General features: G+C 61.1%; 38 protein-coding genes and 1 pseudogene. 10 read left to right on the top strand and 29 right to left on the bottom strand.

The genetic code is table 11. The annotated features are described in order from the left end of the window. The first annotated feature begins 29 nt into the window (after positions 1 to 29). Complete coding sequence (locus tag NKT35_RS20950) at positions 30 to 281, top strand: hypothetical protein (protein WP_254296909.1); 252 nt, start codon at positions 30 to 32, stop codon at positions 279 to 281. Between the two features lie 95 nt (positions 282 to 376). On the opposite strand, the gene NKT35_RS20945 is transcribed toward NKT35_RS20950, so the two are convergent. Next, a complete protein-coding gene (locus NKT35_RS20945) occupies positions 377 to 646 on the bottom strand; it encodes a phage tail assembly protein (RefSeq protein WP_254296907.1) in 270 nt (89 codons plus the stop codon). Positions 647 to 791: 145 nt separating this feature from the next. On the opposite strand from NKT35_RS20945, the gene NKT35_RS20940 reads away from it, so the two are divergent. The 4 genes from NKT35_RS20940 to NKT35_RS20925 are packed head-to-tail and all read left to right on the top strand — an operon-like array spanning position 792 to position 2,794. Then, positions 792 to 1,325 (top strand): PAAR domain-containing protein, encoded by a 534-nt coding sequence (locus NKT35_RS20940; RefSeq protein WP_254296905.1) that lies wholly within the window; start codon positions 792 to 794, stop codon positions 1,323 to 1,325. Further along, the gene (locus NKT35_RS20935) at positions 1,318 to 1,932 is read left to right on the top strand and encodes a lysozyme family protein (protein ID WP_114072857.1); all 615 of its coding nucleotides are present in this window, start codon (positions 1,318 to 1,320) and stop codon (positions 1,930 to 1,932) included. The genes NKT35_RS20940 and NKT35_RS20935 overlap by 8 nt, the downstream gene beginning before the upstream one ends. Then, positions 1,929 to 2,480: a hypothetical protein gene (locus NKT35_RS20930; protein ID WP_254296903.1), complete on the top strand. Its 552-nt coding sequence runs from the start codon at positions 1,929 to 1,931 to the stop codon at positions 2,478 to 2,480. Before NKT35_RS20935 ends, NKT35_RS20930 begins: the two co-directional genes overlap by 4 nt. A 20-nt stretch (positions 2,481 to 2,500) precedes the next feature. Next, on the top strand, positions 2,501 to 2,794 hold the full coding sequence (locus NKT35_RS20925) for a hypothetical protein (protein ID WP_254296901.1): 294 nt from the start codon (positions 2,501 to 2,503) through the stop codon (positions 2,792 to 2,794). A 61-nt stretch (positions 2,795 to 2,855) separates the two neighbouring features. Here NKT35_RS20925 and NKT35_RS20920 read toward each other — a convergent pair whose 3' ends face one another. The 27 genes and pseudogenes from NKT35_RS20920 to NKT35_RS24245 form a co-directional block, all read right to left on the bottom strand. Then, positions 2,856 to 3,380, bottom strand: a complete 525-nt coding sequence (locus tag NKT35_RS20920) for a phage major tail tube protein (RefSeq protein WP_254296900.1) — start codon at positions 3,378 to 3,380, stop codon at positions 2,856 to 2,858. A 1-nt stretch (position 3,381) separates the two neighbouring features. Then, entirely contained in the window at positions 3,382 to 4,812 is a 1,431-nt protein-coding gene (locus NKT35_RS20915; RefSeq protein WP_254296898.1) for a phage tail sheath subtilisin-like domain-containing protein, read from the bottom strand. A 2-nt stretch (positions 4,813 to 4,814) separates the two neighbouring features. Then, positions 4,815 to 5,030 carry a hypothetical protein gene (locus NKT35_RS20910; protein WP_254296896.1) on the bottom strand — a complete coding sequence of 72 codons (216 nt, stop codon included), beginning with the start codon at positions 5,028 to 5,030 and terminating at the stop codon, positions 4,815 to 4,817. Continuing rightward, a complete protein-coding gene (locus NKT35_RS20905) occupies positions 5,027 to 5,491 on the bottom strand; it encodes a Gp37 family protein (protein WP_254296894.1) in 465 nt (154 codons plus the stop codon). The genes NKT35_RS20910 and NKT35_RS20905 overlap by 4 nt, the downstream gene beginning before the upstream one ends. Beyond that, entirely contained in the window at positions 5,491 to 5,940 is a 450-nt protein-coding gene (locus NKT35_RS20900) for a gp436 family protein (RefSeq protein WP_254296892.1), read from the bottom strand. The genes NKT35_RS20905 and NKT35_RS20900 overlap by 1 nt, the downstream gene beginning before the upstream one ends. Before the next feature lies 1 nt (position 5,941). Beyond that, positions 5,942 to 6,274, bottom strand: coding sequence for a capsid cement protein (locus NKT35_RS20895; RefSeq protein ID WP_254296890.1), 333 nt, complete (start codon positions 6,272 to 6,274; stop codon positions 5,942 to 5,944). Then, positions 6,271 to 6,510, bottom strand: a complete 240-nt coding sequence (locus NKT35_RS20890; RefSeq protein WP_254296889.1) for a hypothetical protein — start codon at positions 6,508 to 6,510, stop codon at positions 6,271 to 6,273. Before NKT35_RS20890 ends, NKT35_RS20895 begins: the two co-directional genes overlap by 4 nt. 9 nt (positions 6,511 to 6,519) lie before the next feature. Then, positions 6,520 to 7,446: a hypothetical protein gene (locus NKT35_RS20885; RefSeq protein WP_254296887.1), complete on the bottom strand. Its 927-nt coding sequence runs from the start codon at positions 7,444 to 7,446 to the stop codon at positions 6,520 to 6,522. A gap of 13 nt (positions 7,447 to 7,459) precedes the next feature. After that, a complete protein-coding gene (locus tag NKT35_RS20880) occupies positions 7,460 to 8,566 on the bottom strand; it encodes a phage protease (protein ID WP_254296885.1) in 1,107 nt (368 codons plus the stop codon). Between the two features lie 73 nt (positions 8,567 to 8,639). Beyond that, the gene (locus NKT35_RS20875) at positions 8,640 to 9,245 is read right to left on the bottom strand and encodes a hypothetical protein (RefSeq protein ID WP_254296883.1); all 606 of its coding nucleotides are present in this window, start codon (positions 9,243 to 9,245) and stop codon (positions 8,640 to 8,642) included. A gap of 192 nt (positions 9,246 to 9,437) precedes the next feature. Next, entirely contained in the window at positions 9,438 to 9,560 is a 123-nt protein-coding gene (locus NKT35_RS24075; RefSeq protein ID WP_256493415.1) for a hypothetical protein, read from the bottom strand. An 80-nt stretch (positions 9,561 to 9,640) separates the two neighbouring features. After that, positions 9,641 to 10,093, bottom strand: a complete 453-nt coding sequence (locus NKT35_RS20870) for a phage virion morphogenesis protein (RefSeq protein WP_254296881.1) — start codon at positions 10,091 to 10,093, stop codon at positions 9,641 to 9,643. Beyond that, entirely contained in the window at positions 10,090 to 10,926 is an 837-nt protein-coding gene (locus tag NKT35_RS20865) for a phage head morphogenesis protein (protein WP_254296880.1), read from the bottom strand. Before NKT35_RS20865 ends, NKT35_RS20870 begins: the two co-directional genes overlap by 4 nt. Next, positions 10,919 to 12,391: a DUF935 domain-containing protein gene (locus NKT35_RS20860; protein WP_254296878.1), complete on the bottom strand. Its 1,473-nt coding sequence runs from the start codon at positions 12,389 to 12,391 to the stop codon at positions 10,919 to 10,921. The genes NKT35_RS20865 and NKT35_RS20860 overlap by 8 nt, the downstream gene beginning before the upstream one ends. Continuing rightward, positions 12,388 to 13,989, bottom strand: coding sequence for a hypothetical protein (locus NKT35_RS20855; protein ID WP_254296876.1), 1,602 nt, complete (start codon positions 13,987 to 13,989; stop codon positions 12,388 to 12,390). The genes NKT35_RS20860 and NKT35_RS20855 overlap by 4 nt, the downstream gene beginning before the upstream one ends. Further along, positions 13,989 to 14,558, bottom strand: a complete 570-nt coding sequence (locus NKT35_RS20850; protein WP_254296874.1) for a DUF3486 family protein — start codon at positions 14,556 to 14,558, stop codon at positions 13,989 to 13,991. The genes NKT35_RS20855 and NKT35_RS20850 overlap by 1 nt, the downstream gene beginning before the upstream one ends. A 1-nt stretch (position 14,559) precedes the next feature. Then, the gene (locus NKT35_RS20845) at positions 14,560 to 14,871 is read right to left on the bottom strand and encodes a hypothetical protein (protein WP_254296872.1); all 312 of its coding nucleotides are present in this window, start codon (positions 14,869 to 14,871) and stop codon (positions 14,560 to 14,562) included. Beyond that, complete coding sequence (locus NKT35_RS20840; RefSeq protein ID WP_254296870.1) at positions 14,868 to 15,209, bottom strand: hypothetical protein; 342 nt, start codon at positions 15,207 to 15,209, stop codon at positions 14,868 to 14,870. Before NKT35_RS20840 ends, NKT35_RS20845 begins: the two co-directional genes overlap by 4 nt. Next, positions 15,206 to 15,424: a TraR/DksA family transcriptional regulator gene (locus NKT35_RS20835; RefSeq protein ID WP_254296867.1), complete on the bottom strand. Its 219-nt coding sequence runs from the start codon at positions 15,422 to 15,424 to the stop codon at positions 15,206 to 15,208. The genes NKT35_RS20840 and NKT35_RS20835 overlap by 4 nt, the downstream gene beginning before the upstream one ends. Then, entirely contained in the window at positions 15,417 to 16,013 is a 597-nt protein-coding gene (locus tag NKT35_RS20830; protein WP_254296864.1) for a hypothetical protein, read from the bottom strand. The genes NKT35_RS20835 and NKT35_RS20830 overlap by 8 nt, the downstream gene beginning before the upstream one ends. Continuing rightward, positions 16,006 to 16,173, bottom strand: a complete 168-nt coding sequence (locus tag NKT35_RS20825) for a hypothetical protein (protein WP_254296861.1) — start codon at positions 16,171 to 16,173, stop codon at positions 16,006 to 16,008. The genes NKT35_RS20830 and NKT35_RS20825 overlap by 8 nt, the downstream gene beginning before the upstream one ends. Further along, complete coding sequence (locus NKT35_RS20820; protein ID WP_254296858.1) at positions 16,166 to 16,396, bottom strand: DUF2644 domain-containing protein; 231 nt, start codon at positions 16,394 to 16,396, stop codon at positions 16,166 to 16,168. The genes NKT35_RS20825 and NKT35_RS20820 overlap by 8 nt, the downstream gene beginning before the upstream one ends. Further along, positions 16,393 to 16,803 (bottom strand): M15 family metallopeptidase, encoded by a 411-nt coding sequence (locus NKT35_RS20815; protein ID WP_254296855.1) that lies wholly within the window; start codon positions 16,801 to 16,803, stop codon positions 16,393 to 16,395. The genes NKT35_RS20820 and NKT35_RS20815 overlap by 4 nt, the downstream gene beginning before the upstream one ends. Before the next feature lie 111 nt (positions 16,804 to 16,914). After that, positions 16,915 to 17,445, bottom strand: a complete 531-nt coding sequence (locus tag NKT35_RS20810; RefSeq protein ID WP_254296853.1) for a hypothetical protein — start codon at positions 17,443 to 17,445, stop codon at positions 16,915 to 16,917. 14 nt (positions 17,446 to 17,459) lie between these two features. Further along, complete coding sequence (locus NKT35_RS20805; RefSeq protein ID WP_254296851.1) at positions 17,460 to 18,323, bottom strand: coiled-coil domain-containing protein; 864 nt, start codon at positions 18,321 to 18,323, stop codon at positions 17,460 to 17,462. 61 nt (positions 18,324 to 18,384) lie between these two features. Next, positions 18,385 to 18,750 (bottom strand): hypothetical protein, encoded by a 366-nt coding sequence (locus NKT35_RS20800; RefSeq protein ID WP_254296847.1) that lies wholly within the window; start codon positions 18,748 to 18,750, stop codon positions 18,385 to 18,387. 9 nt (positions 18,751 to 18,759) lie between these two features. Further along, positions 18,760 to 18,900 (bottom strand): annotated as a pseudogene (locus tag NKT35_RS24245) (carph-isopro domain-containing protein); the annotation flags it as partial. A 128-nt stretch (positions 18,901 to 19,028) separates the two neighbouring features. Between NKT35_RS24245 and NKT35_RS20795 the strand changes: the two are divergent. Further along, complete coding sequence (locus tag NKT35_RS20795) at positions 19,029 to 19,271, top strand: DNA-binding protein (RefSeq protein ID WP_254296842.1); 243 nt, start codon at positions 19,029 to 19,031, stop codon at positions 19,269 to 19,271. Positions 19,272 to 19,461: 190 nt separating this feature from the next. Here the strand turns inward: NKT35_RS20795 and NKT35_RS20790 are convergent, their stop codons facing one another. Next, on the bottom strand, positions 19,462 to 19,734 hold the full coding sequence (locus NKT35_RS20790) for a hypothetical protein (RefSeq protein WP_254296836.1): 273 nt from the start codon (positions 19,732 to 19,734) through the stop codon (positions 19,462 to 19,464). Between the two features lie 111 nt (positions 19,735 to 19,845). On the opposite strand from NKT35_RS20790, the gene NKT35_RS20785 reads away from it, so the two are divergent. From NKT35_RS20785 to NKT35_RS20770, 4 genes are read left to right on the top strand one after another with little or no spacing between them, the layout of a single operon-like run. Continuing rightward, positions 19,846 to 20,319: a hypothetical protein gene (locus NKT35_RS20785; RefSeq protein ID WP_254296830.1), complete on the top strand. Its 474-nt coding sequence runs from the start codon at positions 19,846 to 19,848 to the stop codon at positions 20,317 to 20,319. Then, a complete protein-coding gene (locus tag NKT35_RS20780) occupies positions 20,316 to 20,624 on the top strand; it encodes a helix-turn-helix domain-containing protein (protein ID WP_254296822.1) in 309 nt (102 codons plus the stop codon). Before NKT35_RS20785 ends, NKT35_RS20780 begins: the two co-directional genes overlap by 4 nt. A 14-nt stretch (positions 20,625 to 20,638) precedes the next feature. Then, positions 20,639 to 21,634, top strand: a complete 996-nt coding sequence (locus NKT35_RS20775; protein ID WP_254296812.1) for a hypothetical protein — start codon at positions 20,639 to 20,641, stop codon at positions 21,632 to 21,634. Positions 21,635 to 21,645: 11 nt separating this feature from the next. Next, positions 21,646 to 23,433, top strand: coding sequence for an integrase (locus NKT35_RS20770; protein ID WP_254296802.1), 1,788 nt, complete (start codon positions 21,646 to 21,648; stop codon positions 23,431 to 23,433). Positions 23,434 to 23,437: the final 4 nt, after the last annotated feature.

The following is a 23,437-nucleotide window of genomic DNA, read 5'->3' as shown; positions in this document are numbered from 1 at the left end:
GCCATGCGACCTTTTGCTATGCTGTGAACATGTTTGAAAAAACCGCCCTCACTACCGCCAAAGCCATTTACTGGCTGGCCATCTGCAGCGGAGCCATCTGGCTGGCTTGGGTCTGCTTTGCCAATCTGCCGCTGTGGGCCGCGGTCATCCTGTTCGCCATCGCCTTGCCACTGGCAGCGATGGCCGGCGCGCCCTTGGCGGCCGGCGCATCCTTTGCGGCTGGCTTATTGGTGGGGGTCGTGCTGGCCGTGTACCGCCGCGCTATGCGCTTCGGCGCTTGAGCTCCCGCTCAGCCGCTCCCACCCAAAACCAGTAATTCGCCATCTCCAGCCCGTCGATCTCGGACGGCTGTATCCGCAACACAATCAACAGCACCTCATCCAGCGGCTGCAGGCTGGTCTCCGATGCCCACCATTTGGCGAAAGCAATCGGACAGCGTCTTGCTGTCGGCGATGTCCAGTTGGTCGATGTCTTCCAGCGTCAGACCCGTCATGCGGGCGAACAAAAAGTCTTCCTGGTCGGCGTCCTCCTGGCTGTAGCGGCTGGCCGCCTTCAGGTCGGCGCGCTTCAGGCGCTTGATGTCCAGCGCCTCGATGCGCTGGCCGGCGGCATTGGTGAACGGGTACTGCAGCGTGATCTTGTCCATGGCGGCGTCTTTCTCGTTGAGGGATCGGTTACAACAAGACGGATTGTGCTCGGCGGTTAACCCGATAGCCGTTAAAGGGCTTTAAAGCTGTCATGCACAATTGGCCAGTCGAAAACGTCAAGGCATTGTGGTAATTTTTGCGCCCATGAAACCCGTTATCCGATTAGGCGATCCCACCAGCCACGGCGGCAAAGTTGTCAGCGCCTCCAGCACCACCACCATGTTCGGCAAGGCCGTCGCCCTGGTGGGCGATTCGGTTACCTGCCCGCAGCAAGGCCACACCAACTGCGTGATTGTGGAAGGCGACCCCACCTGGACGGTGGGCGGCAAAGGCGTGGCGCTGGACGGCCATGCAGTGAGCTGCGGCGCCAAGCTGATCAGCACGTTGGGCTCTGTGATGCGCAGTTATGAGGGCAGCGGCACCGCCACAACAGGCGCAGGGGCCGATGTCGCAGCTGTTGCCGCGGCAGCCGCAGCCGCCGTCGCGCTGATGTTTAATGACAAATATCAATTACGAGATGAGGATGGCCAACCTTTGAAAAATGCCGAGTACACCATCATTCGAGCGGATGGCAGTCAAGAGAGCGGAAAAACGGATGGTAGTGGCCATACCCATATGCTTGATGATCATAAGGCGGCGGAAATCGTGGCGATCCATATTGGGGATTTTGATGACTGATACCACCGCACATGTCAGCGAAACGGGCACGCCTTTAGTCAAGGTCGCAGAGAAAACCACCACGCCCGCAAGCGATAGCAGCGCCAAGGTTGTCCAAGTCGATAAGAAAGCCATTCGCAAAGCGCAGAACGAGGCTTATCTCAGCAAACCCAATGTGAAAGCCTTTCTCGACACGATAGCCGACTGTGAAGGCGGCGATTACGACTTTATGTACGGCGCGGTCAAGGGTAAGAAAAACGACAAGTGGCGTATCAAAGACTATTCCACGCACCCAGGCGCAGGCGCCGGCGGCAAAACAACTGCAGCAGGCCGGTATCAAATTAACAAAGCGAACTGGACCGAGAACGGCATCAAGAAAATGGGGCTGTCGGACTTTTCGCCTCATACGCAAGACCTGATCGCGGTGGAAGGCCTAAGGCAAGCCAAGGCAATCGAGGCTGTGGTCGATGGCGACATGACTGTTGCGATTGGCAAGGCCGCCAAGACTTGGAACTCCATGCCTGTAGGCAAAGGGGCTGGCAACCGAGTCGCGGGGCAGCACTACTTCAAATATGAAGAAGTGGTGTCGATGTTCAAAGGCCATGGTGGAACCGTGAGTAAGGAATGATGATGAAAGCTCTTGGTCTGGTAATCGCATTATTTTCAAGCGCTGTGCTGGCTAAACCTATCTTCGAAACCTATACGGAACAGAAAACGAATGGCTGGCCCGGCGTGTCCAAGACGCAGGCGGAATTGATCGTCAGTTCGGATGCGGATCTGAAATCTCAGGCCGACGAAGAAATGGCGGACAAGGACATCAAGGCTGGGGACTATCAGCAGCTGTTCGTCAGCCGCAAGCTCCCCCTTTCCACAAGCCACAAGACTTTCTTATTGGTCCGTCCAAAGCTGGAGCCGTATCTCTCGACTTTCTATGGTGCGCACACCTTCTTTCACTGGATTGTGGATGAGCGGAACAGCATCATCCATGCGGGCAATTCAGACGCTTTTCGGGTGTTAGGCAGCGGCAGCAACGGCATGAAGGACATAGAGGAGGCTCAGTGCCGTGGCGGGAAATGCTATTTGACCAGGCTTTCGTTTAAGGCCGGCAAGTATCAAGAGGTCTCTTGCTCTACTCAAGACATTGATAGCGGCAAGATCACGAAGGGTTGCAAGTAAGCCAGGCCATGCAAAACATCATGAAAGCGTTTTTCCTGCTGGTCTGCATGGCAACGATGCAACCGTCCGCAGCCGAAACCGCTCCCCCTCAACAGCCAGGAGACGTCGCGCGTTTCCAGGAAGACGCGGATAGCTGCATACATTTATCTGGCGAAATCAGTGGGGAGCGTTCCGCAGAGCAGCGAAAGCTGGTGAAGCAGATCAATCGTTACTGCGATAGCGCAAAGCGACAGCTGAAGCGCCTAGACAAGAAATATAAGGACAATGCGAAGGTGCAGGAGCAACTGAAGCCATATCGGGAGGACTTGATTTAGTCGCCCTGTCGTCGAAATAAACCAGGCCCGCAATCGCGGGCCTGGTTCTTGGAAGCAACGATCAGCCGCCGATATGGCTGCGGTACACCGACATCATGTCCTCGCCGCCCACTCGGAAGATGTTGGCCAGGTAGTCCAGCTCCAGCACCTCCTGGCCGTCTATCACCTGCTTGAGATAGGTGGCACTGAAGGCGGAGCCGAACTCGGCGTTGTCATGCTGTTTGTAGGTGCCCAGCGGGTTTTTCTTGAACATCACCGTTAGGTAGGTGACCAGGCTCACTTCCTGCAGCCGCCCCTGGGCGCCATAGGTTTCGATGCTGGAGCGGCATTGCAGTTGCGCCGCCTTGAACGGGTTGGCCGCTATCTTGGCCGCGTCCAGGTAGAGCGAGTTCCACTTGATCTCGCCCTCTAGCTTGTCGAAGCCGGCCGGCAGCTCGATCTTGCCTATCATGCCCAGCGCCTTGTGTTCCTGCATGATGGCCGACACATCCGGCAGCTTTACCTCATCCGCCCGCCCCAGCAGCGAATTGCCGTTGAGGTAGATATTGGCGTTGGTGATGCGGTTGATTTCAATCTTGCCGGCCATTTCAGTTTCCTCCCTTCAGGCTGAGCAGGTATTCCGAGCTGATCTCGGTTTCAAAGGTCAGCCGCTCCAGCGGCGGCGGGGGCGTGTATTTGTAGCTGACCAGCAGATGTCCGGCCGCCAGCTCGGTTTCCGGGTTGCGCGCCGGGTCGAACCAGGCTTTGAAGCCCAGCAGCGCGCCATCTCCTATCAGTTTGCGGCCGTAGCCGTTCACCGATTCCACCAGCGAGTCGATGGTGGCCTGGTTCAAGGGCATGTCGATATATTGCAGGCTGAAGTAGCGGATGGATTCGTTGATCACATCGCCGGTGCGGCGCACGTTCTCGAAGTTGCGCATGTGGCTGACGGTCGGCCAGGCAGCAGTGCGGTTGCCCCACAAGCGGTAGCCGCTGCCGAAGCTGCTGAAGACGGTGGTAATGCCTTGCTCGTTCAGCAAATTCACTTCCGATTGCGGGTCGTCAATCATCGCCGACAACTGCCGCTCCACCCCGGTGATGCCGGCCAGCTCCTGGTTGGAGCTGGACCACCAGAAGCCTTTGTCGTTGTCCACCTTGGCGCGCAGGCCGGCAGCGCGGGCTGACAGCGGCTCCAGCCGTTCCGCATTCAAGACCGGGTCGTATACCTTTACGTGCGGGTAGCACAAGCGCACGCGGTCGCTGGATGTGTTGAAGTTGATGGTGCCGGCCGGACCACGGCCAGCCAGCGCCTGGGCGAAGGTGGTGGCGATAGGCGCGTCGATATAGGCCACCGCATCCAACTGCTCCGCCATGGCCACCAGTTCCACCGCCACCGAATTCTGGGTGCACCAGCCGGGCGCGATCAGTAACTTGGCGAAAAAACCGAACCGGTTATAGGTGTCCTTCAGCGCCTTCAGTCCAGTACGCACGCCGGCCGCGTTGACGGTGCCGATGATGTCGGCGGCGGTCACCTTGGCCGGATCGGCGTAGTCGTAGCTCGCCTTGAGCGCCGCCCCAGCGGCGATTTTGCCGGTTTTCAAGCGGGTGACGATGCCCGCCAGCGCGTCCAGCGCATAGTCCGCGCCTTCGGCATAGTTGACGCTGCCATCCGCGTTCTTGAGCGCCAAATTGGATACCGCGCCGCGCCCCAGCTTGGCTCGGTCATTGGCCTTGTCCAGCGCAACCATCTCGGCGGCGGCGCTGCTCTTGTGAATGGCAGGGTCCAGCACGTTGATCACAATGACGGTGCCGGCGCCGTGGTCGTAAATCGCGTCCAGCGCCTGCGGGATGGTGAAGTCGGCCAGTTGCGGGCCAAAGGCCGCCGCGTCCTTTTCCGACAGCGTCAGGGTGGCGGTGTTGACCGCGCCGGCCGGCGCGGTGCCGATCAAGCCAATCACCGCCGATTTGACGGTGCGCACCGGGCGCGGGCCGCGTTCGACTTCAATGGTTTCGACGCCATGCAGGTAATTCGCCGCCATGATCAAGCTCCTTTCTCGGCCGAAGCCTCATCGCCCGTCGCGCGCCCGCCCTTGGCCTTGGCCGGTTCCTGAACCGGAACCAGGTATTGCAGCGCCAGCAGCGTCTGGGTGTATTCGTGCTCGGCCGGCATGTCCACTTCCTTGCCGGGATACAACATGATTTCCTGGCCATCGGCCAGCGTGACCCCGCTCACCGGGCCGCTATACAGATACTTCATGCTTGCTCCTCATGATTGACTTGGCTTAGGACGGGCGAGTCGGCGGTGTCGTCCTCCTCGACTTGCATCGCCAGCGCGGTGAAGTCGACGGCGTATTGCCACAGGCCGGCGGTTTGCCCCAGGAAGCGCTCGCCTGCGGCCTGCAGCTTGCGGCAATCCGGCAGCCGGTAACCCACCAGCGCGCGGCGGACATCGTCCAGCACCGCCACTGCGCCCGTGCGGCCGTTTAACTGCCGCAGCACAACCGTCACCGACAGTTTGACGGTGCGCGGCTGGGCCACGATGCCGGCATCTACCGGCGCGGCGAACTGGCTGCCCAGGTAGCTGACCAGCAGCGCGCCGGCCGGGTGATTGAGCCGATATTCGGCCGGCCGCTCCGGGAAGTACTCGACGGCCAGGCTGGGAAGCCTGGCTTGCAGCCGCGCCGCCAGGGCGTCGATGATCTCAATGGTGGCGGCCATCAGCGGTAGCGCTCCAGCATGGAGGCGCTGAACAGCTGGCGCCGCGCCCGGACCTTGACCTCGCCCGGCTCCGGAGCGGCTTCTCCGGTTGGCAGGCCGATGGTCAGCTTGCCGTCGCGGATGGACTCCAGGATCTGCAGTGCGGCCTTGTAGGTGCGAGTGACGGCGTCCGGCAGCTCGTTCCCCTCCGGCCGCCGCGCATACAGCCAGTGCCGCGCCAGGTTGACAGTGTTGTCCTTGATCACGGACGGCACCGTGGCCAGCGGCAGCACGTAGCGGCCGCGCAGGTGCGCGTCCACCAGCTCCTCGGCCTGGCGCACCGCTTCCTCCACCACGGCCAGGTTTAATTCCGGCGCGGCGCGGAAATCGCTGGGAGCGTCATTGCTGAGCTGAACCAGCGTCGCCTGCGGGATGGCCAGTTGCAGGTCGGCCAGGGTGCAATAGCGCATGTCAGATGCCCCGCAGGATGCGGATCACGTCGCCGGCCGCAGTGGAGGCGTCCAGGGCGATGCCGTTGGCCAGGCCGGCCGCCTTGACCACCGCTTGCCCGGAGGCGTTCGACTGCACATCCGCGCCGGCCGCAATGGCGCCGCCGGCCTCCACCAGGATGGCCCCCAGCACGTTGGCCGGCACCATGTTGTCGGCCCCGGTGTCCACCTCGACCACGCCCAAGGCCTTGGCGCCGTCGCCGCAGGTCTTGCCGTCCAGGCCGACAAAGCGGCGCGCCTGCAGATCAGCTGCGGCCAGCACCGACAGGGTCAAAACGACGTTTTGTCCTTTCACTTGCCTTCTCCTTTCTTGCCCGTTTTGGCGGTGTCGCCTGCCGGCGGCGAGTCTTCGCTTTCGGTGTCGGTCTGCTGGTCAGTTTTGCTGTCGGCCTGCTGCTCACTGGCCTGGGTGGTTTTCACCTCCACCAGCCAGGGAGACAACTGCGGTTCGTCCAGCTCGATGGTTTGGCCTTCCTCCAGCAGTTGGCCATCGTGTTTCACCGCCATGCCTGCAATGCGATAGATCGGCATACATCCTCCTCACGCCACATCGCTAATCAGGTAGCCGGCATCGGCGCCGACCACCACCAGCTTGTAAATGTCGGTATGACGCACATAGCGCACCTTGCCGCCTTCGCCATCGTACTTGTCGGTTTCCGGCATGTTGCGCTTGCGCAGGGTGTAGCCGAAGGATGGGATGTCGGCATCGCCATCGGTGCCGGCGGCCGGCTTGGCCACATAGGCCAGCACCACGTTGTCGCCCCAGATATCACCCGTCGCGCTGCGGCCGTCCGATGCCAGCGCTTCGCCGATGAAAATGTCTTCCAGTCCCCACAGCGCCTTCAGGTGTTCAATCGTGATCAACTTGCGCTCCTGGGAGCCCAGGGCGTTGGCCAGCTTGGGATGGAACTTCAGCGTGGCGTAGGCGGATGCGCCGATGACGGCGGTGTTGGGGCGCATGCCGGTGCGCTGACGCACCACCTCTTTACCATCTTCCACCTCCTTGACCGGGTCGCCGCCGCCGTTTGCCCACTTGCTGCTGCCGGACAGCGCCACCTTGGCGCCGGGCAGATAGGTCTTGGGGTTTTGCGCCAGGAAGGCGGCGGCCACTTCGCGCCGCAGGTCGATGGCGTCCTTGACCCGCCTGGCGGCTTTGACTTCTTCGTTGAACATCGATTCGGCTTGCTCGCGATGGTCCACCGGGTAGGCCAGATCATGCTCGCGCAGCACCACGTCCAGGGTCTCCGGGTCGTCGGCGATCATCACATTGGTGCGGCCGCGGATGGCGCGCTCGGTTTCCCACAGCAGAAAGGCTTCCTTGCCGAACAGCGGGATGATGCCGGCCTCCTTGTCCAGCGGCGCAATCGGGAACAGGTTCTCGCCGATGTATTGCGCGTTGCGATAGCCGCGCGCCAGGCTGGTCAGTACCGGGTCGACTACCCGGAGTTTCTGCAAACGGTCGCTCATGGCGGCTCCTTATTCAGTTGGGACGGGATTTCAGCAGCTGGCGCACGGCCTGCTCGTAGGGGATGCCCTTCTCTGCAGCCAGGGCGGTGGCCCGGTTGTGCAGCTGCAGCCGTTCCGGATCGGCGCGCTCGCCGAACTCCAGCGAGCCGTCCTGCTCCCACTGATTGGCCTTGTCCTTGGTAGCGGCCTCGCTGAAATCGATCACTTTCGGCATGTCGCCCAGGAAGCCCTTGAAGGCGCGGGCCAGCGGCTGCTTGGCATCGCCCTCGCCGAACTCGACGGAGGCCTCGCCGTCCGCAAAGTCCAGAAAAGCCACTACGGCGTCCTTGTGCTTGGGCGCCAGCTTGCCTTCGCCGATCAACTGCTCGGCATAGGCAAGATGTTCGTCGTGGCGCGCAGCGGCGGCCGTTGCCTTCTTCTCGGCCGCGGCCGTCGCCAGTTGCTGCTTCAGCCTGGCGTTTTCCGCCTCCAGGGCGGCTTGCTGTTCAGGGGTCACTTCAGAGGTCTCCTTGGGTTGGGATGGATCGGCAAAGGAAGAGGAATCATCCTGGCGGGCGTCGTCCTCCAGGTTGGCCACGGCATAGTCGGGAATGACCTTGTCGGCGGCATCGAGTCCGAACTGGCTGATCAGCCACTCGCGCATGCGGCGCCAGAGGCTGGCGTTCTGGACGTCGCCCCAATCGCCGAACTCGACTACGTCGTCGTCGGCCTCGCCGAACTCCACTGGGCGCAGCCCCTTTACGGCTGGCGGCTGCGCGCCTAGGAAGCCGACATGGCGCAAGTAGTAGACGCCGGGCACCGGGTTGTTCGGCGAGTCGGGACGGTAGAAGGAGGCGGAGATTTTTTTGTAGCGGCCGGCCTCCACCAGTTCGGCGAAGGCCGGGTCCACCTGACGCGGCTCGGCCAGTAGGCCAATGTCGCGGGCGGCGAGAGACTTTACCCAGCCATAAGCCGGCGCGTCGTGTTTGGGATGGCCGATCACGATGGGCGCCTCATGCAGGGCCGGATCGTAGGCGCGGGCACTGGCCGCGAGATCGGACTCGGAGAAGTCCAACACGTCGCCAGACATCGCTGTCTGGCGGCCGGATTTGAATACGTGCAGGGGTTGGGTCGCGTTCATGCCGTCATGGTGAACGGCGTCAGCGGGAGGGACGTTTAATCGGCTTTAAAGTTTTCGTCGGGTCTCGAATGAGTCAACGCGGAGCTTGAGGTAGGACAGTCGCCGAGTGAGAACCCAGCCCAAGCGTGAATAATTCCTCCTGCTTCCCTGGCAACTTTTCATGAATGATGCGAAGCACAACTTCGACATCTTCACGGCAGCGCACCGCAAACACATCATTTTGGATGCGTGACTCCCAATCATCCAGTAACCGATCAAAGGCTTCCCTGTACTGGTAAGTGGCTGCAGTCTTTTGTTCGACCTTTTTGAGATCCTTGGATCGGCCATGAGCAATTGTGTTTCGGAATGCAAATAGATCACGCAACGTTTGCCAAGGACGGCCGCTCTTTGCATTTGGAACATTAATCTCTAGCCGGTCAATGATCAGGTCAAACTTGTCAAGTGGTCGAAGTCGATCAAGGTGGCCCCAATGAGCGAATAGACTCGGTCCTATATGATTCTGATAGGCCTCAAAGGTAAAGGCCGTCAACAATATTGATGAGAGAAATTGCCACGAAGAGTCTTCTGGGCTCTGCCGTGCTAGTTCCAATACACAATAACTAGCATCCCAAAGCTCTGAATACATAATCATCTGTCGTTCTGTTTTTACCTCGACAATGACCTTGCTTGTCTTGCTCATGATGGATCACCTCCTTAGTCGTTAAGCGCTATCGTGGTTGACCTCACTCGCAGGGAACCAGTGGGCCTCATCTCCAATCAGTAAAGCCTTTATAAAGCTTTACACCTTCACTGCGCCAGCTGTGGGCCATCATCAGGCGCAGGAAAATAAAAAACCTCCCCTGTGGCTATTACACCGCAGGGGAGGTTTGACTTAAGCCGGCACCATTACAAACAGCCCAAACCACATCGTTACGGCCAAAACGCTCAGCCAGCGCCACCCGGTCAGCCACGCCAGCACCACAACCACAGCCAGTACAGTCACATAGGTCTTCATGTTTGTTTCCTGAGTTCGAGCGGAGCCCTATGCCCCAAGTCCTCGTTCCCGGAGATGCGCAACATGCGTGTGTAAGACGGTCAGCCAGCCGCCGCATGCTGCAGGTGGCGCATCACGGCGCCGATGACAGCCTCGCCGGCCTCTGGCTGCAGCTCGCCGTCCTCGGTCATCGGCAGATACGGCCGCGGTTCCAGCTCCACCGCCTCGTTGCGGCCAGCCTGGCCGCCCAAGTGCTGGATGCGCGCATAAGGCAGATTGCTGCCGATGACCGAGGAGTGAGGGTCGTGGTCGGTGACCACCGAGGCCGCCAACTGGCCGCGGTCTTGCAGCGTCACGCCGCCGTCCCGGCTGGCGCGCTGGCTGGGCGTCCAGCTCGGCCGGCCCTCGGCCTCGAAGTTTTCCTCTGTGATGAACGCCAGCGAGGCCGCGATGGCGCGCATGGCCGGCGTCATATCGGCCACCGACGTCTCCAGCCGGCGCAGCACGCGTTGCACCTGGTCGTCCTGGATGGTGATGCTGACGAAGTCGCTCATGCTCTTAGCTCCTTGTTGGCCAGCTTGGCCAAGTCTCCGGTATAGCGCGCCAGGTCCGGCACCCAACCGGCCGCGCCGGGGTTGTAGCTCCAGCCCACGTCCGGCGAAACGCTGATTTCGCGCCGGGTGACCGGGTCAATGGTGCGGAAGGTGGCCACCTCGCGCTGTTCGCCGCTTCGTTCGGACACCGTCCGCATGGCGGTGCCCAGCCGGCCGGCCGAGGACTCACGCTGGATGCCGCGTGCTTGCAGATCGTCGGCTGAGAGCGTTGTCACCCTGCAGCGGCAACCCCAGCCGTTCGGCGGGTAAAACGCTTCCCAGAACGGGTCGTCGTAGCGGAATACGCGGCCGTTCATCGCCCGGTGGCTGGGGCGGGTGCGGCCGTCCAGAATCGCCACATAGCGCCAGAACGGCCGGTCGCCCACGTTTTCCATCTGGGTCTGCCAACGGCCCGCCATGTACGCGGTCTGCAGGTTGGTGCGGTAGATGGTCTCCAGCCGCCTGGGGCTGCCCAGCTGCACCTCGCGCACTTCGCCAGTGTCTTCGTCCAGCACTTCCTGCTTGCCCCACCAGCCCTTGGCTTTGAGGACCGGCGTCAGCTCTTTCTTGAACCAGGCAAAGGTCTTGCCTTCGGCCAGCGCCTTCTCTACGGCATCACGGATATCCTGCAGGATATCCAGCCGCGTCACCTTGGCCACCGTGAACGCCTGGGCCTGGGCGTCTTGCCACAGCTCCTCCCAGTCCCAGGTAATGGCGTAGCCCTTGTTCTTCAGGTACTGGATGGCCTTTCCCGGCGGCAGGCTCATGCAGTAGGCGAGATCGACCCTAGCCATGCAGGCGCCCCCAGACCTTTGCGGTGAAGATGGCGCGAGCCAGCCGTTCCTGCAGGCCGCTGGCGTCCATGTTTGGGTATAGCTCGGCCAGGCTGCCCAGCAGTTCGTCTGGCTGCGCGCCATCCTGGATGCGGTCGAACAGCGGTTGCAGCATGGCGGCGGCGTCCGCCTGCAGCTCGTCAGCGGGCAGCGCATCCAGCACCGCGTCTAGCGCGTCCTGGTCCGGTGCCTCTTCGTCGGCTTCGGCAAACTCGGCGCTGGCGGTGGTATCTGGCTTGGCGGTTTCCACCAGGTCGCCGTCCTGCAGGTTGTAGGCGCGTTTGAAATAGTCAGGTGTAAGCTGGGCGCCGGCGCGGGTCAGCTTCTCGTCGCGGCCGGCCTGGACTTCGTCTACCTGCTCCTGTTCCCACATCTCGAACCGCGGGCGGTCGCCGCCGTTGAAGTTCAGCTCGCAGACCCAGCGCACCAGCTGGTTCAGCGCCTCCTCGATCACCTCTTTGTCGCCGTCGCGGATGTCGCGTGTCACCTCCAGCCCGGCCTGGGCCGAGGCGCGATTGGAGCTGGCTTCGGTGGTCTGGTTCTGGCCCAGCAGCGCGATGGAGACCTCAGAGCGGCAGAAGTGCAGCAGCCGCTCGTAGACGTCGGCATTGTTGGCGCCGTTGGCCGCCTCTTTGATTTCCACGCTGGAGTCGTCCGGGATCACCGCCACCGCGTCCTGGACCATGGCCTCCAGGCTGTCCAGCAACTGGTCGGTCTCCTGTGTGCTGGCCGAACGCGGATGCTTGCCGACCAACCAGGGCGAACCGTACTTCTCGGTGAACTGCACCCAGAACTTGAGGCCGCCTTTCTTGAAGGTGGTGGGCCAGAAGCACATGGACAGATCGGCGAACCCGTAGGGGTTGTCGTAGCTGGCATCCTGGCGCGGTACCAGGAACTTGCGCTCGGGCAGCTCCTCGCCCTTCAGCGGGGCTTGCTTGGTGCGCAGGCGCAGCTGGTTGTCTTCGTTGTAGACAAACCAATCGGCCGGCTTGCCCACGATGTCCACCGGCACCAGGTAGCTGCCCACCTTGCCCCACATGATCTCCATCGGCTGGTAGCCGTAAAGCATGGCGTCCAGCATCTCGCCGATGATGCGTGACAGGTTGAGGTCGTTGAAGATGTCGGTGATCGACTTGGCCACCCGGCTTTTGGATGCGCCGCGGTCCAGTCCCCATTCCAGCGCCTTCACCGCCGCCTTGCGACGCCGGATGCAGCCGCCGATGTGAGCGTCGGCGCGCAGCTCGCGGTAGACCTTGATGTCTTTGCCCAGGGCCTTCAGCACCGGGTCCGGGTTGGGCAGGTACATGCCCAGGCCATAGAAATCTATGCTCCTGGAGCGGGTGGCGATTTGGCTGGATAGCGACTGGCGCGGCTCGCCAAACTGGACGAACTCGGTGGGGCTGACCCACATGCCTTTTGCTTTCATGCGTACCCCTGTGTGATGCGAGTGGCGGCGCGGCGGCGGCGGGATTTCACGGCCACCGGGCCTTTGTTGAGTTCGCGGCTGGCGTAGTAAGCCAAAGCGATGGCTACCGCCGCATCGCCGTGGCGCTTGCCCTGGTCTTCGCCAGTGGTGCGTGCATCCGGGATGCGCGGCACGCCTTTGATCACCTGGACCGCGCGCAGGTCGGCCAGGATGTCGGCGTCCTTGGGCAAGTCCACCAGGTCGCCATCTTCCAGCGCAGCCTTCAGCGGCGGCATGTGCTCGCGGTACCAGCTCTCGGTCAGCATCACCTGCTGAATGCGGCTGGCGCCGTAGCGCTGCATGGCGAACTCGGCCAAGGAGTGGCCGTTGCCGCGGGCATCGAAGGCACCGCCCATGAAGCGCGGCAAGCGGTCCATCAGGTAGAAGGCGATCTGCTCTTGTTGGCGGAACGGCACATTGCGCAGTTCCAGAATGAATGGCACCCGGCGCACCAGGTTCTGCTGCTGGATCAACGGCACATGCACGGACAGGTCGCCCGTGCGGCCAAAATCCTCGCCGTTGAAGCTGATGGCGTCGGCGGGCAGCGCAGCCAGCAGCGGCGCCAGCTTGGCCGCCAGCCAGTCGCTGCATTCTGCATGGCGGACGTGATCGGACAACAGTTCGAAGCCATTCGGGCAGGCATAGCGCAATACCGGCGTTTCGGCCGACATCCGGGATTCGATCAGCGCCCTGGACAGCCAGGCCCCGCCGCTGTGCTTGGGGATGCAGCCATACTCTTCGTCGGCTGACTCCATATTCGGCGCGTTGCGGTATAGGTCGTCGCGCCATTTCTTTTCCGCCTCCGGCGACCAGGTCTGGCCGGTCACGTAGCAGATGCGCTGGTACAGGCCATCGGCGATGGCGTCATCCAGGGTGATGCGGTGGATGCTGTAGTCCTTGCGGCCTTCGCGCGCTTCCTGGATGTACTGGTTGAACAGGTTTTCGACGCCGTTGTGGGTGCTGATCAGCCGCACCTTGTTGCCCCACATGGTCAGCGCCAGCGCGGCTTTCAGCAGCTCTTCCAGCGAGTCATGGAAGGCCGCCTCGTCGATCACCACATCGCCCTGCAGGCCGCGCAGGTTGGACGGCCGGCTGGACAGCGCCTGGATTTTGAAGCCGCTATTGGGGAAGCGGATCATATAGGCGAGGATTTCCTCCTGTTTGCCTTCGTCCCAGAAGCTTTGCTCGTAGACATCGGCCTGGGCCAGCTCGTTGAAGGCCTTGGCGAACAGCGCGCAGGCGGCGATGTACTCCAGCGCCATTTCCTTCTTGCTGCCCACATAGAAGGTATTGCAGCCCTGGCGGCGACGCGGCCGGGCGGCTTTCACCACGTTGCGGCCGGCCTCGGCCCAGGTCAGGCCGGTGCGGCGGCTCTTTTCCGCGAACATGATCTGGGCCTCGTCCTCGAACCAGCGTTGCTGGTACGGCAGGAACACCGGCTGCTCGGCCGGGATGGCGTCCGCCACATCCTGCGGCACCACCACGCCGGCCAGCTCCAGCTCTTCGGCCAGGTCGATCTTGCGCGGCGCGCCCAGCGGCTTGAGCGTTGGCTTGTCCATTACGCTTTACCCAACAGGATGCGGCGGATGCGGGCCTCCATCTGCTCGCTCATGCCATCGGCGCCGCGCAGTTCTTCCAGCTTTTCCTCTTGCTCGGCCAGCAGCTTGGCGCGGGCTTCGCGTTCGATGCGGGCCTGCTCGTCCAGGCGGAATTTCTTCTGGTTGACGCTAGCGCGGGCCAGGGTGGCGATATTCTTGGCCGCGCTGGATAGCAGGCCGATGCGCTCGGCCGGGTCCAGGTCTTCGTCGCCGGCTTCCTGCAGGTTGACGATGCTTTCGAACAGCTCGGTTTGCACCAGGGCAATCACCGCCTCGGAACGGGCGTCCTGGTCGTCGGCCGCGCCTTCGGTCAGCAGGCGGGCGGCCTCGGTGGATGCCTTGATGGCGGCGAAGCGGCGTTCGATCTTTTGGCCGTAGCGGTGGATGGCCGATTTGCTGATGGCGAAGCCCTTGTCGCGCAATGCGCCTTCCAGCAGCTGATAGCCGCTGAAGTTGCCGTCCATCAAGGCCTTGTCCAGCCAGTCGCGCACGGCCTGCGGCAGCTGCTCCACGCTGTTGCGTCGGGCCATGCTACTGTCCCCAGTATTGCGCCGGCCGGGCGATGCCAGGCTCGCAGTCTATGGTGTACTCGGCGATGTCCACGCCATAGCGGGTCAGGTCGCCCCACCAGCGACCGCTGGGTTCCTTGCGCAGCTTCACCAGTACACGGTCTGCCAAGTAGTCCAGTTCCTTGCGGACTTCCAGCGGCGTCACATCCGGGTAGATGGAGCGCATGGTCATCTGGATCACGTCCTCGCACACTTCCTCCGGCCGCGCGTTGTACAGCGCCAGCAGCAGATACCAGCGCAGGCTTTCGCGGCGCACCTTGGCTTGATCCATCATCGTTGCGCACCTTTCAATTGGATGTTTTCGATCTTGAGCGCCACCGCATCCAGCTTGGCCTCAATCACGGTTTGGTTGCGGACATAGTCTTCACGGCGGACATAGGCAAGCGGCAGATCAGCCTGGAACTTCAGGAAGTCCCGCTCCAGGCGATGCACGCTTTCGGCTTCCTTGGCGATCTGGGCCAGCAAGGTCTTGATCTGCTCTTCCTGCTTGGCGTCCCGCTCGCTTTGCCGCTGGTCAATCTGCGCCAGCAGCACCTTGCCCGCACCAAACAGGAAGCCCAGAAAAGCCAAGATCAGCGTCACCAACATGCCCAGCTCCATCTGAATGGTCATAGGCTGCCTCGCTTGCGCTGTTCCGCCCAGTCCTGGCAGTCCACGCAGCGGGTGCAACCAGGCGCGGCCAGGCGGCGCGCTTGCGGGATGGTCTCGCCGCAATCGTCGCACTGCGACAGGCTGGCGCCCAGCGGCCGGCTGGCGGCGGCCTGGGCCGCCAGCGATGCCGTCAGGTACAGCGCTTCCAGCTCTTGGGCGCGGTCAAACTCATCCATGATCGGCCTCCTGGTGCAGTTGGATGAAACTGTCCAGCTGGCTTTCCAGCTCTTGGCACCAGCGGCCGTAGTCGGCGGCGTGGTTCAGTAGGTCTGCGGGCGGTAGCCCGCGCTCGGCGGCGCCGGCTTGGCTGGCTTCAACAGCATCTCCGGCGTCGGCTGAGGGCAGACCCGGATCACGTTTGGGATAGCCGAGGGCGGTGCGATAGAGCCGCAGGCTGTCAGGGCCAAGGCCAGTCCAAGCCTGGCCATCATGGCGAGTCGCATCGGCGATCCTTTCCTTGAGTTGGGCCTGGCTGCGCGCCAGTTGGCCCTGGGTTTGCAATAGCTGCCAGCCAACCTGATGCGCCAGGTCGGACAGCCGCGCCTGCTCCTGCTGGGAACTGACTTGCTCCTGCAGGCGCTGGTCTGCCGCCAGGCGCAAGGTTTCGGCATGGCTGGCTTCCTGCTTGGCCAAGCGCGTCTCATAGGTCTGCGAGCTTTGGCTTGCGCCAAAGTGGTAGCCGGAATACACGGACGTGCCCAGAGCCAGGGCGGCGAGCGCCAAGCGCCATGCGCCGGGCAGCAATGAAAGGGCTGGATTAAACATGCCGGCTCCTTCTGCGGTTGCGGGCATGGCGCGCTGCGCGCTGAATCGCCGCGACGCCGGACTTGCTGGTACGAGGAACGGGATAGCCGGCTCGGCTTTGGCGGGATGGCGACGGCCAGGCCAACCAGCACATCAGCAGCTGCAGCAGGCGCTCAAACATGGCCGGTCTCCTTGCTGCCGCGCTTGGCGGCAATCCAGCTGCGCGCGGCGGAATAACCGCCCACCACGCCCAGGTAGATCAGCCAGACCTCGGCGGTCAGCGTGCCGGCCATGCCTTGGTACACGAACATGCAAGTGGCGGCGGCGCAGGCCACATTGGCCCACAGCTTGCTGTGGCTGAGCCTGCCGGTGGCGGGGTTGGTAAACAGATCGGCGAGCTTCATTGATACCCCCGCGGCAGGGCGAAGTGCGGGAACTCGCGGAACGGCGCGTCCGGCCGGCCATACCAGTTCAGGCCTAATTCCATGCCGATCTTGCCGGCCGTCTGCCAGGCGGGGTGCTTGTCATCCCATACCGGTTTGCCACTCACCAGCGGCACGATATCGAAGGCGCGGGCAGCCGGCTGGCCGTTGATCATCGCGTTATGTTCGGACTGGCCGCCCTTGGCATTGGTGACGCGCGCGCCAGGCTTGCCGTTACGGCCTTGGGCGTAGAGCTGGTCCTGCTCGGCAGGCGAGCGCCAGGTGCAGGTGATGAGGATGTCGAGGCCGGCGGCCTGGCAGCGCCGCAAAAACTCGCGGCATAGCGGCTGCAAGTCCGGGTGAAGGTCTTCGATCTTGCGGCTGGGCATGATTCCCTCCTGTCAAAATGAAACATGCCACCCATTGTGGGGTGGCATGTTCGGAGGGACTTTTAATGCAGTTTAAGGATGTGCTGGCATTAGTTATTTTCCAGCGACCCGCTACAAATTGATAGTGTTCGTGCAGAAGGTGTCTGCGTACTTGGCGTTGCTCTCATCTTTGCAAAATTCTCGAATAAACTCTCTGCCAACGGGGTGAAGCAGAGTTACCTCCTGGCTGAGGTTTAATAAATTCCATCCAGTGAAGCTACTTGATTCAAAGTTGATTTTCTTTAGCTCATTGGTTGCATAGGGAATTTCAAGAACTCCGGCCTCACTTTTATTTCCATATTTATCTACAAGATCCGCCACGAGAACAAAATGGACCTCGTCGCCGGCTTGCTTTGGGAAGTACTTTACGATCTCTTTAGAGATGTTCAACATCTCTGACCCCGCAGAGAAAACGTCTGCCGATGCTGAGAGCCCATTAAGCTTCATGGTCACCCTCATCACAGATTTTCCATCTACTTTTGCTTGGTCAACTTTCGTGATTTTGGAATCAATATCTTTGACATCCTTGGGAGGCGTGGGGGATTCTCCGCCACAAGCTGATATTGAAAGTGCGACGAGCAGTGCGAAAAGTACATTTTTCATCGTTAGTCCTTGGCTCAGTGCAGTCGTGATTTTCTTTTTTGACCAATATGAATTTTCTGCCAGAAAGCGGCCTGTCCGGCATTGCCGGCCACGCATTGGATGTCCGGTGCCTGAGGATTGTCGATAATGCTGCCTAATCGATATGGCTGGCCGTTGTACTCGCAGTTTTGGATTCTTGCTCCAATCGCGACAGTTTCTGCATGAGCCTGCTTGTAGAGCATGCCGAACACCCCAGCACCCACCGCCATGAGAAAGGCGCCACTAATCCAGAGGCGCATCGCATTTTTGGCATCTGACAGTTCTATTTTGGTAGTAGCGCAGGAGGTGCAATGTGTTGATATACGATGAGATTGAGCATGCTTGAGAGATCGGGTCAGTTCATCGACTTGTTGGGATAGATTGCTGTTTTTGCTTTGCAGCTGCTGTGCGTTATCTTGCAGTTGCTGGCGCTGCTTTTTTAGATCGTCATTAGTGCGTTGCAAGTTAGTTAACTTGGCAGCGAGATCGCTATTTTGCACTAGCATTTCTGTAATTGCGCTGGCCTGCTCTTGGCTTGACTGAGGGAGTCTGTTCAGATCTTTGCTGAAATCGGAGATCTCCAGCAGGAGGTCCAAAATCTTATGTGCGGCAGCTTTTTGTTCTAGGCAAAGCTCCCGCAGTCCCTTGCCTAAAATAGTTTTCAGCTCGGCCCAGTACTCCACCTCGTCAATTTTAGTTGTATCCGAAAGCCTGCGGACCTTTAGCTTCAACTCCCTAATTTCTGGCTCGGTCAGTCGTCGACCTTCTGTGTAGTGGTGGTGTTCGGCATCCCCAATGTGGACGTTGTCGATCTGGCCATCAATTTTTACCTGAGGGTCTGGCTTATTCGTATCGCTCATTTTGTTTTGGCTTATGGTTCATTACTGTTAAGCACGGCCAAGTACAACAGAACTGCGTCGCTTACTTTTTCCTCCCAGATTGCTTGGGCTCACGGCGGTTATCTACAAGATTGACTCCGCCGGTCATGCCACCTTGTACCACCTGACCAATCTGGGAGTTTCCAAAGTCAACCGAGTACTTTGAAGTCTGCTGCGTGGGCTGTGGCGAGGCAATGCCTACGGCATGATCATCGCATGGAACAGTACTAACTGGCACTGACCTAAGGGCTAGTTTAGTGACGGCTTTGGCCAACTGGTTGGCGTCCACTTTCTTTTCCAAAGACAGCAGGTCAACAGCATCCAGTACAGCCTGCTGAACGGCAGAACCATCTATCCCTTGACTCTGGCGCTGGCCCGTGAGGATGAACACTACATCAGCCCCCGCCATGCCTAGCTCCTCTAGTTTGTTCAGGGGAATGTTTCCCTTCTCAACCCAGTTGTAAATCGTGTTGCGTACAGCCCCAAGCAACCTTGCTACGGGTGAGACTCCACCGAGTCGCTCTATTTCTGCCGCCAAGCGCTTCCCAGAGTTGCTCATAAAAATGACCTTTTAGTGCTTGATGTGCTCAAAATAATGAGCAATAATCTACTCACACCATCCCACCACGGACGGCAACTTAAGCGGCACTCTCCCAAGCGCCGCTGCCCCTTGAATAGGAGCTAACCATGCAACTACGTACCCCGGCTCAAGCTCGCGAAGAGCTGCAAGCGAAAGGGATTTCGATCACCCAATGGGCTATCGCTAACAAATTTTCCCCGAACCTGGTGTTTGAAGTTTTGGGCGGCCGCAAAAAGTGCGTGCGCGGCCAGGCTCATGAAATCGCGGTCAAGCTTGGCATTAAGGCCGGTGAAATCTGCACCGACCCGGCCAATGCCTTGGCTCAGTCCCGTCGCCGCGTTGCTGCATGAGGCCCGCCATGATCAAGTCACAACTGACTGATTCGAACCCACCCGCCGCTAGCGACACGTTGTTTCTACCGAGCGCTCTGTCTGTGCAGCGTGCGCAATCCGTATTACGCCAGCGAATGCAGTTGACTGCTGCCCAGCGCGCCGAGCTGGAGAACCTGTCTCCGTGCCTGGGAATCAGCCTGCAGCAGGCTTACCGCAAGCTACGCTCCGGTGAACTGACCTTAACCTCTAAATAACGGTCGCTGATCATGTCTGCCCACGCATCCACTTCAACGATTACCGCCGCAATCTCGCCAGGGTTGGCAACACTGGCCTTGGGCGCGGAGACGAACTTCTCCAGCCTATCCACCAGCGCCCGCGGGTCCAGTTGGCCCGTCCGGATGGCGGCATCCAGCAGCGCCTCAATCATAAGATTCTGCGCAGTGATCTGCGCCTGCAGCCGGGTTTCCAGGTCCGTCGTCATGGCTTGCTCCCTTTTGTGGATTATCCGCTGTGAATGCTATGCGGCGCAAACCCGTTGCACCAGCTGCAAAACGGCATTTTGTTTGGAGCGCCTGTTCTGGGGAGCATTCCAATGAGCCGCCGCAACTGGAAACGCCTGCAGCCCAGCTCGCTGCGCCATGCCCTAGAGCTGTGCAAGGACTACGCCAAGGACAAGCACAACCTGTCTGTGGAGCGGATCGCCGAGCAGATGGGCCTGGCCGACCACTGGACCCTCTACAAGTGGATTCAAAACGGCCGCATGCCGCTCTGCTTGGTCCGCGCCTACGAAGCGGTATGCGGCATCAATTATGCCACCCGCTGGCTGGCTGCCAGCGGCGGTTACCTGTTGATCGACATGCCCACAGGCCGCAATGCCTCGGCCGAGGATATCCAGGTGCTGCAGCAGACTTTGAACGACGCCGTCGGACTACTACTGCAATTCCATGCGGGCAAAGGCCAGGAGGCGGACACGCTAGCTGCCATCCGGCAAGGCCTTGAAGGCCTAGCCTGGCACCACCGCAATGTTGAACAGCACTTGCAACCCGAGCTGGAGCTAAACCCATGAGCGCCACTACCCAAACCACCTCCAGCGCCGCCAAAGTGCTGGAAGTTCTGACGGTACTGCTAGGCCACTTCGCCCACGGTCTGACGCCGAGCGAGCTGGCAAAAGCCACCGATTTGTCACCGTCCAACATCACTCGTTACGTGGCCACGCTGGAGGAAGCCGGCTTTGCCGAGCGCATCCCGGAAACCGGTCGCATCCGTCCCTCGGTCAAGCTGGCCCAGCACGCGGTGGCGATCCTGCGCAGTCTGGAAGCCGCCCGCAGCCGCCTGGATGAATTAACCACCCGCATCACGTTTGAACGATAAGAGGAGTTTCCTTCATGGCACGCACCAAAACCACCGAAGCCCCAGTAATCGCCCCAGCCGTTGAGCTGCGCCAGGATGCGGTAGACGCCGCGAACGTGATGGCCATTGCTCAAGCGAGCTATGGCGAAGAGCGTGACCTGGTAAATCAGCTGCTTGGGCAAGCCCAACTGGCCGGAGCATTCGAGGACTTTTCCCGCACGGTGCGGATTTCCAAACTGGCCTACGTCAAGGAAAACAAGCTTTATCGCCAAGTTGAAGGTATGAAACTCCGCACCGGTGCGGAGTCTTTGAAAGGAACTTGGGAGGAGTTTTGCAGCTTACTTGGACGATCAGTTGATCAAGTTGACCGAGATATTTCCAATCTCCGCGCCTTCGGCGAGGAAGCCCTGGAAAGCATGTCCCGCATGGGCATCGGCTATCGCGAACTGCGCCAATTCCGCAAGCTGCCGGAGGACCAGAAGACCGCGCTGATCGAAGTGGCCAAAGCCGGCGACAAAGAGTCGTTTGTGGAGCTGGCCGAGGAAATCATCGCCAAGCACGCCAAGGAGAAAGAGGCGCTGGCCGCGCGCGCAGAGGAAGCCGAAGCGAATCTGGAGGCGCGGTCGCGGGTGCTGCAGGACAAGAGCAGCAAGATAGACCAGTTGACCGAAGAAGTGGCCAAGCTCTCCAACCCCTTGAAGACGCTCCCTTGGGACAAGCGCGTGGCCCCGTTCCAGCAGGAAATCACCCAGCGGCAATCGGTGCTGGATGCCGCCATCGCCAAGCACCTGGAAGCTGTAAAAGCGCTGGATGCCTGGCTGACCGCGGAAATCACCCAGGCCCCCGACTATGACCCGGAAATGCCGGCGCCGCTGCCGCCGGAGGTGCGTGCGGTGCTGCTGCACCTAGACGACGCCGTCACCCGCACCGCCATGCTGGCAGCCGAGTTGCGCGATGAGCTTGGACGCCGTTTCGCCGCCGATATTGACGACGCACGGCGGAATGTCCTGACCGAAGGCAGCGAGGCGTAAGGGAGGCGGCTATGTCCATGACACCGGAAGTGCGCGAGGTTTTGCGCGGCTTGGCAGGCAAGCTGGACGCGGCGCGGCACGGCGAGCAAACCACGCTGGTGCAGGAGGCGGCGGTATTCCTGGGCTGGTCGCCGCAGACGGTTTACCGCCAGTTGAAGCAGGCGGTGGGGTGGCAGTCCGGCCGCAAGCCGCGCGCTGACAAAGGCAGCACTGTGGTGGCTGAGGGCGCCCTGGTGATGCTGGGCGCGGTGCAGCGCGAGGCCATTCGCGACAACGGCAAGCAGACGCTGTTCACCACCACTGCGCGCGGCATGCTGGAACAAAACGGCATTGAACTGAAGGTGAGCAACAGCCAGCTGAACCGCCTGATCCGCGACCGCAAGCTGAATGTAGCCGCCCAGCGCTGCGCGGACCCAGTGCAAGCGCTGCGGGCGCCGCACCCCAACCACACCCACGAAATCGATCCGTCGTTGTGCCTGGTGTACTACTTGAAGGGCCGTCAGCACATCATGCGCGACCGGGATTTCTACAAGAACAAGCTGGAGAACTTCGCCAAGGTGAAGTTCAAGGTGTGGCGCTACGTGCTGTACGACAAGGCCAGCGGCGTGATCGTGCCCTGGTACTGCGAATCGGCCGGCGAGAACCAGCACAAGCTGTTCGAGTTCCTGATGTTCGCCTGGGGCGAGCAGCCGGGCCGGCTATTCCAGGGCCTGCCGCGCTTCCTGTTGTGGGACAAGGGCAGCGCCAACACCTCGGCCGCCATCAAGAACCTGTGCCGCGCCCTGGGCGTGGAAACGCTGGAGCACCAAGCCGGCCAAGCCCGCGTCAAGGGTGGCGTGGAAGGCGCCAACAACATCGTCGAAACCCAGTTCGAAAGCCGGCTGCGCTTTGAACCGGTGACGAGCATCGAACAGCTGAACCACGCTGCCATGACCTGGAGCCGGGCCTGGAATGCCAACCTGATTCCCGGCCAAGACAGCCGGCTGCGCCGCACCGGCTTGGTTGACGCGATTGCGCGCATTGATCTTTGGCAGCTGATCCAGCCGCAACAGCTGCTGTTGCTGCCCCCAGTGGAGGTGTGCAAAGCGTTCATGACGGCCAAGGAGGAGTCCCGCAAGGTGCGCCCGGACCTGACCATTTCGTTCAAGCATCCGCAGGCCGAACGCACCGCAGCCTATAGCCTGCGCGGCTTGGATGGGGTCAACGTGGGCGACGAGGTGCGCGTCAACGCCATGGTGTTCGGAGACTGCGCCATCCAGGTGGCGGTGCCTGTCTACAACGGCGCCGACCGCGTCTACCAGGTGGAGCCGGAGCGTGGTTATGACGCCTATGGCCAGCTGTTGTCGGCTCCAGTGATCGGCGAAGCGTACCAGTCCATGCCGCAAACCGTGATAGAGCATGCCGCCAGCTCGATGGATGAGCAGGCCTATCCGGGTTTGTCCACCGCGGAGGCAGAGGCGGCGCGGGCTAAGCGCGTGACGCCTTTCGAGGGTGGGCTCAAGGCGCACTCCTACCTACAGGACATTGAATTGCCAAGCTACTTGCCGCGGCGCGGCACAGAGCATGCGCTGGCAGCGCCAGCTATCGAATATGCGCCTTTGACCTTGATCGAAGCCGCCAAACAGCTGAAACAAAGCGTAACCGCTGCGGGAGGCGAATGGACGCAAGACCGTTTCCAATGGCTGGCCCAGCGTTACCCGGCCGGCGTACCCGAAGACCAGCTCGCCGCCATTGTGGCCGAGCTGACCAGCCCGGCTGCGGGCGCGAAATCGCCGCTTCGCGTGGTGAAGTCGGCATAGAGGA

The sequence above is a fragment of the Chromobacterium sp. IIBBL 290-4 genome (genome assembly GCF_024207115.1).
In the GTDB taxonomy this organism is placed as follows: Bacteria; Pseudomonadota; Gammaproteobacteria; order Burkholderiales; family Chromobacteriaceae; genus Chromobacterium.
This window is presented reverse-complemented; position numbering and strand designations above follow the sequence as displayed.

Bases quoted from the DNA above. Each gene is read 5' to 3' on its own strand.
- NKT35_RS20950 (WP_254296909.1), top strand. From the start codon at position 30: ATGTTTGAAAAAACCGCCCTCACTACCGCCAAAGCCATTTACTGGCTG.
- NKT35_RS20945 (WP_254296907.1), bottom strand. From the start codon at position 646: ATGGACAAGATCACGCTGCAGTACCCGTTCACCAATGCCGCCGGCCAG.
- NKT35_RS20940 (WP_254296905.1), top strand. From the start codon at position 792: ATGAAACCCGTTATCCGATTAGGCGATCCCACCAGCCACGGCGGCAAA.
- NKT35_RS20935 (WP_114072857.1), top strand. From the start codon at position 1,318: ATGACTGATACCACCGCACATGTCAGCGAAACGGGCACGCCTTTAGTC.
- NKT35_RS20930 (WP_254296903.1), top strand. From the start codon at position 1,929: ATGATGATGAAAGCTCTTGGTCTGGTAATCGCATTATTTTCAAGCGCT.
- NKT35_RS20925 (WP_254296901.1), top strand. From the start codon at position 2,501: ATGAAAGCGTTTTTCCTGCTGGTCTGCATGGCAACGATGCAACCGTCC.
- NKT35_RS20920 (WP_254296900.1), bottom strand. From the start codon at position 3,380: ATGGCCGGCAAGATTGAAATCAACCGCATCACCAACGCCAATATCTAC.
- NKT35_RS20915 (WP_254296898.1), bottom strand. From the start codon at position 4,812: ATGGCGGCGAATTACCTGCATGGCGTCGAAACCATTGAAGTCGAACGC.
- NKT35_RS20910 (WP_254296896.1), bottom strand. From the start codon at position 5,030: ATGAAGTATCTGTATAGCGGCCCGGTGAGCGGGGTCACGCTGGCCGAT.
- NKT35_RS20905 (WP_254296894.1), bottom strand. From the start codon at position 5,491: ATGGCCGCCACCATTGAGATCATCGACGCCCTGGCGGCGCGGCTGCAA.
- NKT35_RS20900 (WP_254296892.1), bottom strand. From the start codon at position 5,940: ATGCGCTATTGCACCCTGGCCGACCTGCAACTGGCCATCCCGCAGGCG.
- NKT35_RS20890 (WP_254296889.1), bottom strand. From the start codon at position 6,510: ATGCCGATCTATCGCATTGCAGGCATGGCGGTGAAACACGATGGCCAA.
- NKT35_RS20885 (WP_254296887.1), bottom strand. From the start codon at position 7,446: ATGAGCGACCGTTTGCAGAAACTCCGGGTAGTCGACCCGGTACTGACC.
- NKT35_RS20880 (WP_254296885.1), bottom strand. From the start codon at position 8,566: ATGAACGCGACCCAACCCCTGCACGTATTCAAATCCGGCCGCCAGACA.
- NKT35_RS20875 (WP_254296883.1), bottom strand. From the start codon at position 9,245: ATGAGCAAGACAAGCAAGGTCATTGTCGAGGTAAAAACAGAACGACAG.
- NKT35_RS24075 (WP_256493415.1), bottom strand. From the start codon at position 9,560: ATGAAGACCTATGTGACTGTACTGGCTGTGGTTGTGGTGCTGGCGTGG.
- NKT35_RS20870 (WP_254296881.1), bottom strand. From the start codon at position 10,093: ATGAGCGACTTCGTCAGCATCACCATCCAGGACGACCAGGTGCAACGC.
- NKT35_RS20865 (WP_254296880.1), bottom strand. From the start codon at position 10,926: ATGGCTAGGGTCGATCTCGCCTACTGCATGAGCCTGCCGCCGGGAAAG.
- NKT35_RS20860 (WP_254296878.1), bottom strand. From the start codon at position 12,391: ATGAAAGCAAAAGGCATGTGGGTCAGCCCCACCGAGTTCGTCCAGTTT.
- NKT35_RS20855 (WP_254296876.1), bottom strand. From the start codon at position 13,989: ATGGACAAGCCAACGCTCAAGCCGCTGGGCGCGCCGCGCAAGATCGAC.
- NKT35_RS20850 (WP_254296874.1), bottom strand. From the start codon at position 14,558: ATGGCCCGACGCAACAGCGTGGAGCAGCTGCCGCAGGCCGTGCGCGAC.
- NKT35_RS20845 (WP_254296872.1), bottom strand. From the start codon at position 14,871: ATGATGGATCAAGCCAAGGTGCGCCGCGAAAGCCTGCGCTGGTATCTG.
- NKT35_RS20840 (WP_254296870.1), bottom strand. From the start codon at position 15,209: ATGACCATTCAGATGGAGCTGGGCATGTTGGTGACGCTGATCTTGGCT.
- NKT35_RS20835 (WP_254296867.1), bottom strand. From the start codon at position 15,424: ATGGATGAGTTTGACCGCGCCCAAGAGCTGGAAGCGCTGTACCTGACG.
- NKT35_RS20830 (WP_254296864.1), bottom strand. From the start codon at position 16,013: ATGTTTAATCCAGCCCTTTCATTGCTGCCCGGCGCATGGCGCTTGGCG.
- NKT35_RS20825 (WP_254296861.1), bottom strand. From the start codon at position 16,173: ATGTTTGAGCGCCTGCTGCAGCTGCTGATGTGCTGGTTGGCCTGGCCG.
- NKT35_RS20820 (WP_254296858.1), bottom strand. From the start codon at position 16,396: ATGAAGCTCGCCGATCTGTTTACCAACCCCGCCACCGGCAGGCTCAGC.
- NKT35_RS20815 (WP_254296855.1), bottom strand. From the start codon at position 16,803: ATGCCCAGCCGCAAGATCGAAGACCTTCACCCGGACTTGCAGCCGCTA.
- NKT35_RS20810 (WP_254296853.1), bottom strand. From the start codon at position 17,445: ATGAAAAATGTACTTTTCGCACTGCTCGTCGCACTTTCAATATCAGCT.
- NKT35_RS20805 (WP_254296851.1), bottom strand. From the start codon at position 18,323: ATGAGCGATACGAATAAGCCAGACCCTCAGGTAAAAATTGATGGCCAG.
- NKT35_RS20800 (WP_254296847.1), bottom strand. From the start codon at position 18,750: ATGGCGGGGGCTGATGTAGTGTTCATCCTCACGGGCCAGCGCCAGAGT.
- NKT35_RS20795 (WP_254296842.1), top strand. From the start codon at position 19,029: ATGCAACTACGTACCCCGGCTCAAGCTCGCGAAGAGCTGCAAGCGAAA.
- NKT35_RS20790 (WP_254296836.1), bottom strand. From the start codon at position 19,734: ATGACGACGGACCTGGAAACCCGGCTGCAGGCGCAGATCACTGCGCAG.
- NKT35_RS20785 (WP_254296830.1), top strand. From the start codon at position 19,846: ATGAGCCGCCGCAACTGGAAACGCCTGCAGCCCAGCTCGCTGCGCCAT.
- NKT35_RS20780 (WP_254296822.1), top strand. From the start codon at position 20,316: ATGAGCGCCACTACCCAAACCACCTCCAGCGCCGCCAAAGTGCTGGAA.
- NKT35_RS20775 (WP_254296812.1), top strand. From the start codon at position 20,639: ATGGCACGCACCAAAACCACCGAAGCCCCAGTAATCGCCCCAGCCGTT.
- NKT35_RS20770 (WP_254296802.1), top strand. From the start codon at position 21,646: ATGTCCATGACACCGGAAGTGCGCGAGGTTTTGCGCGGCTTGGCAGGC.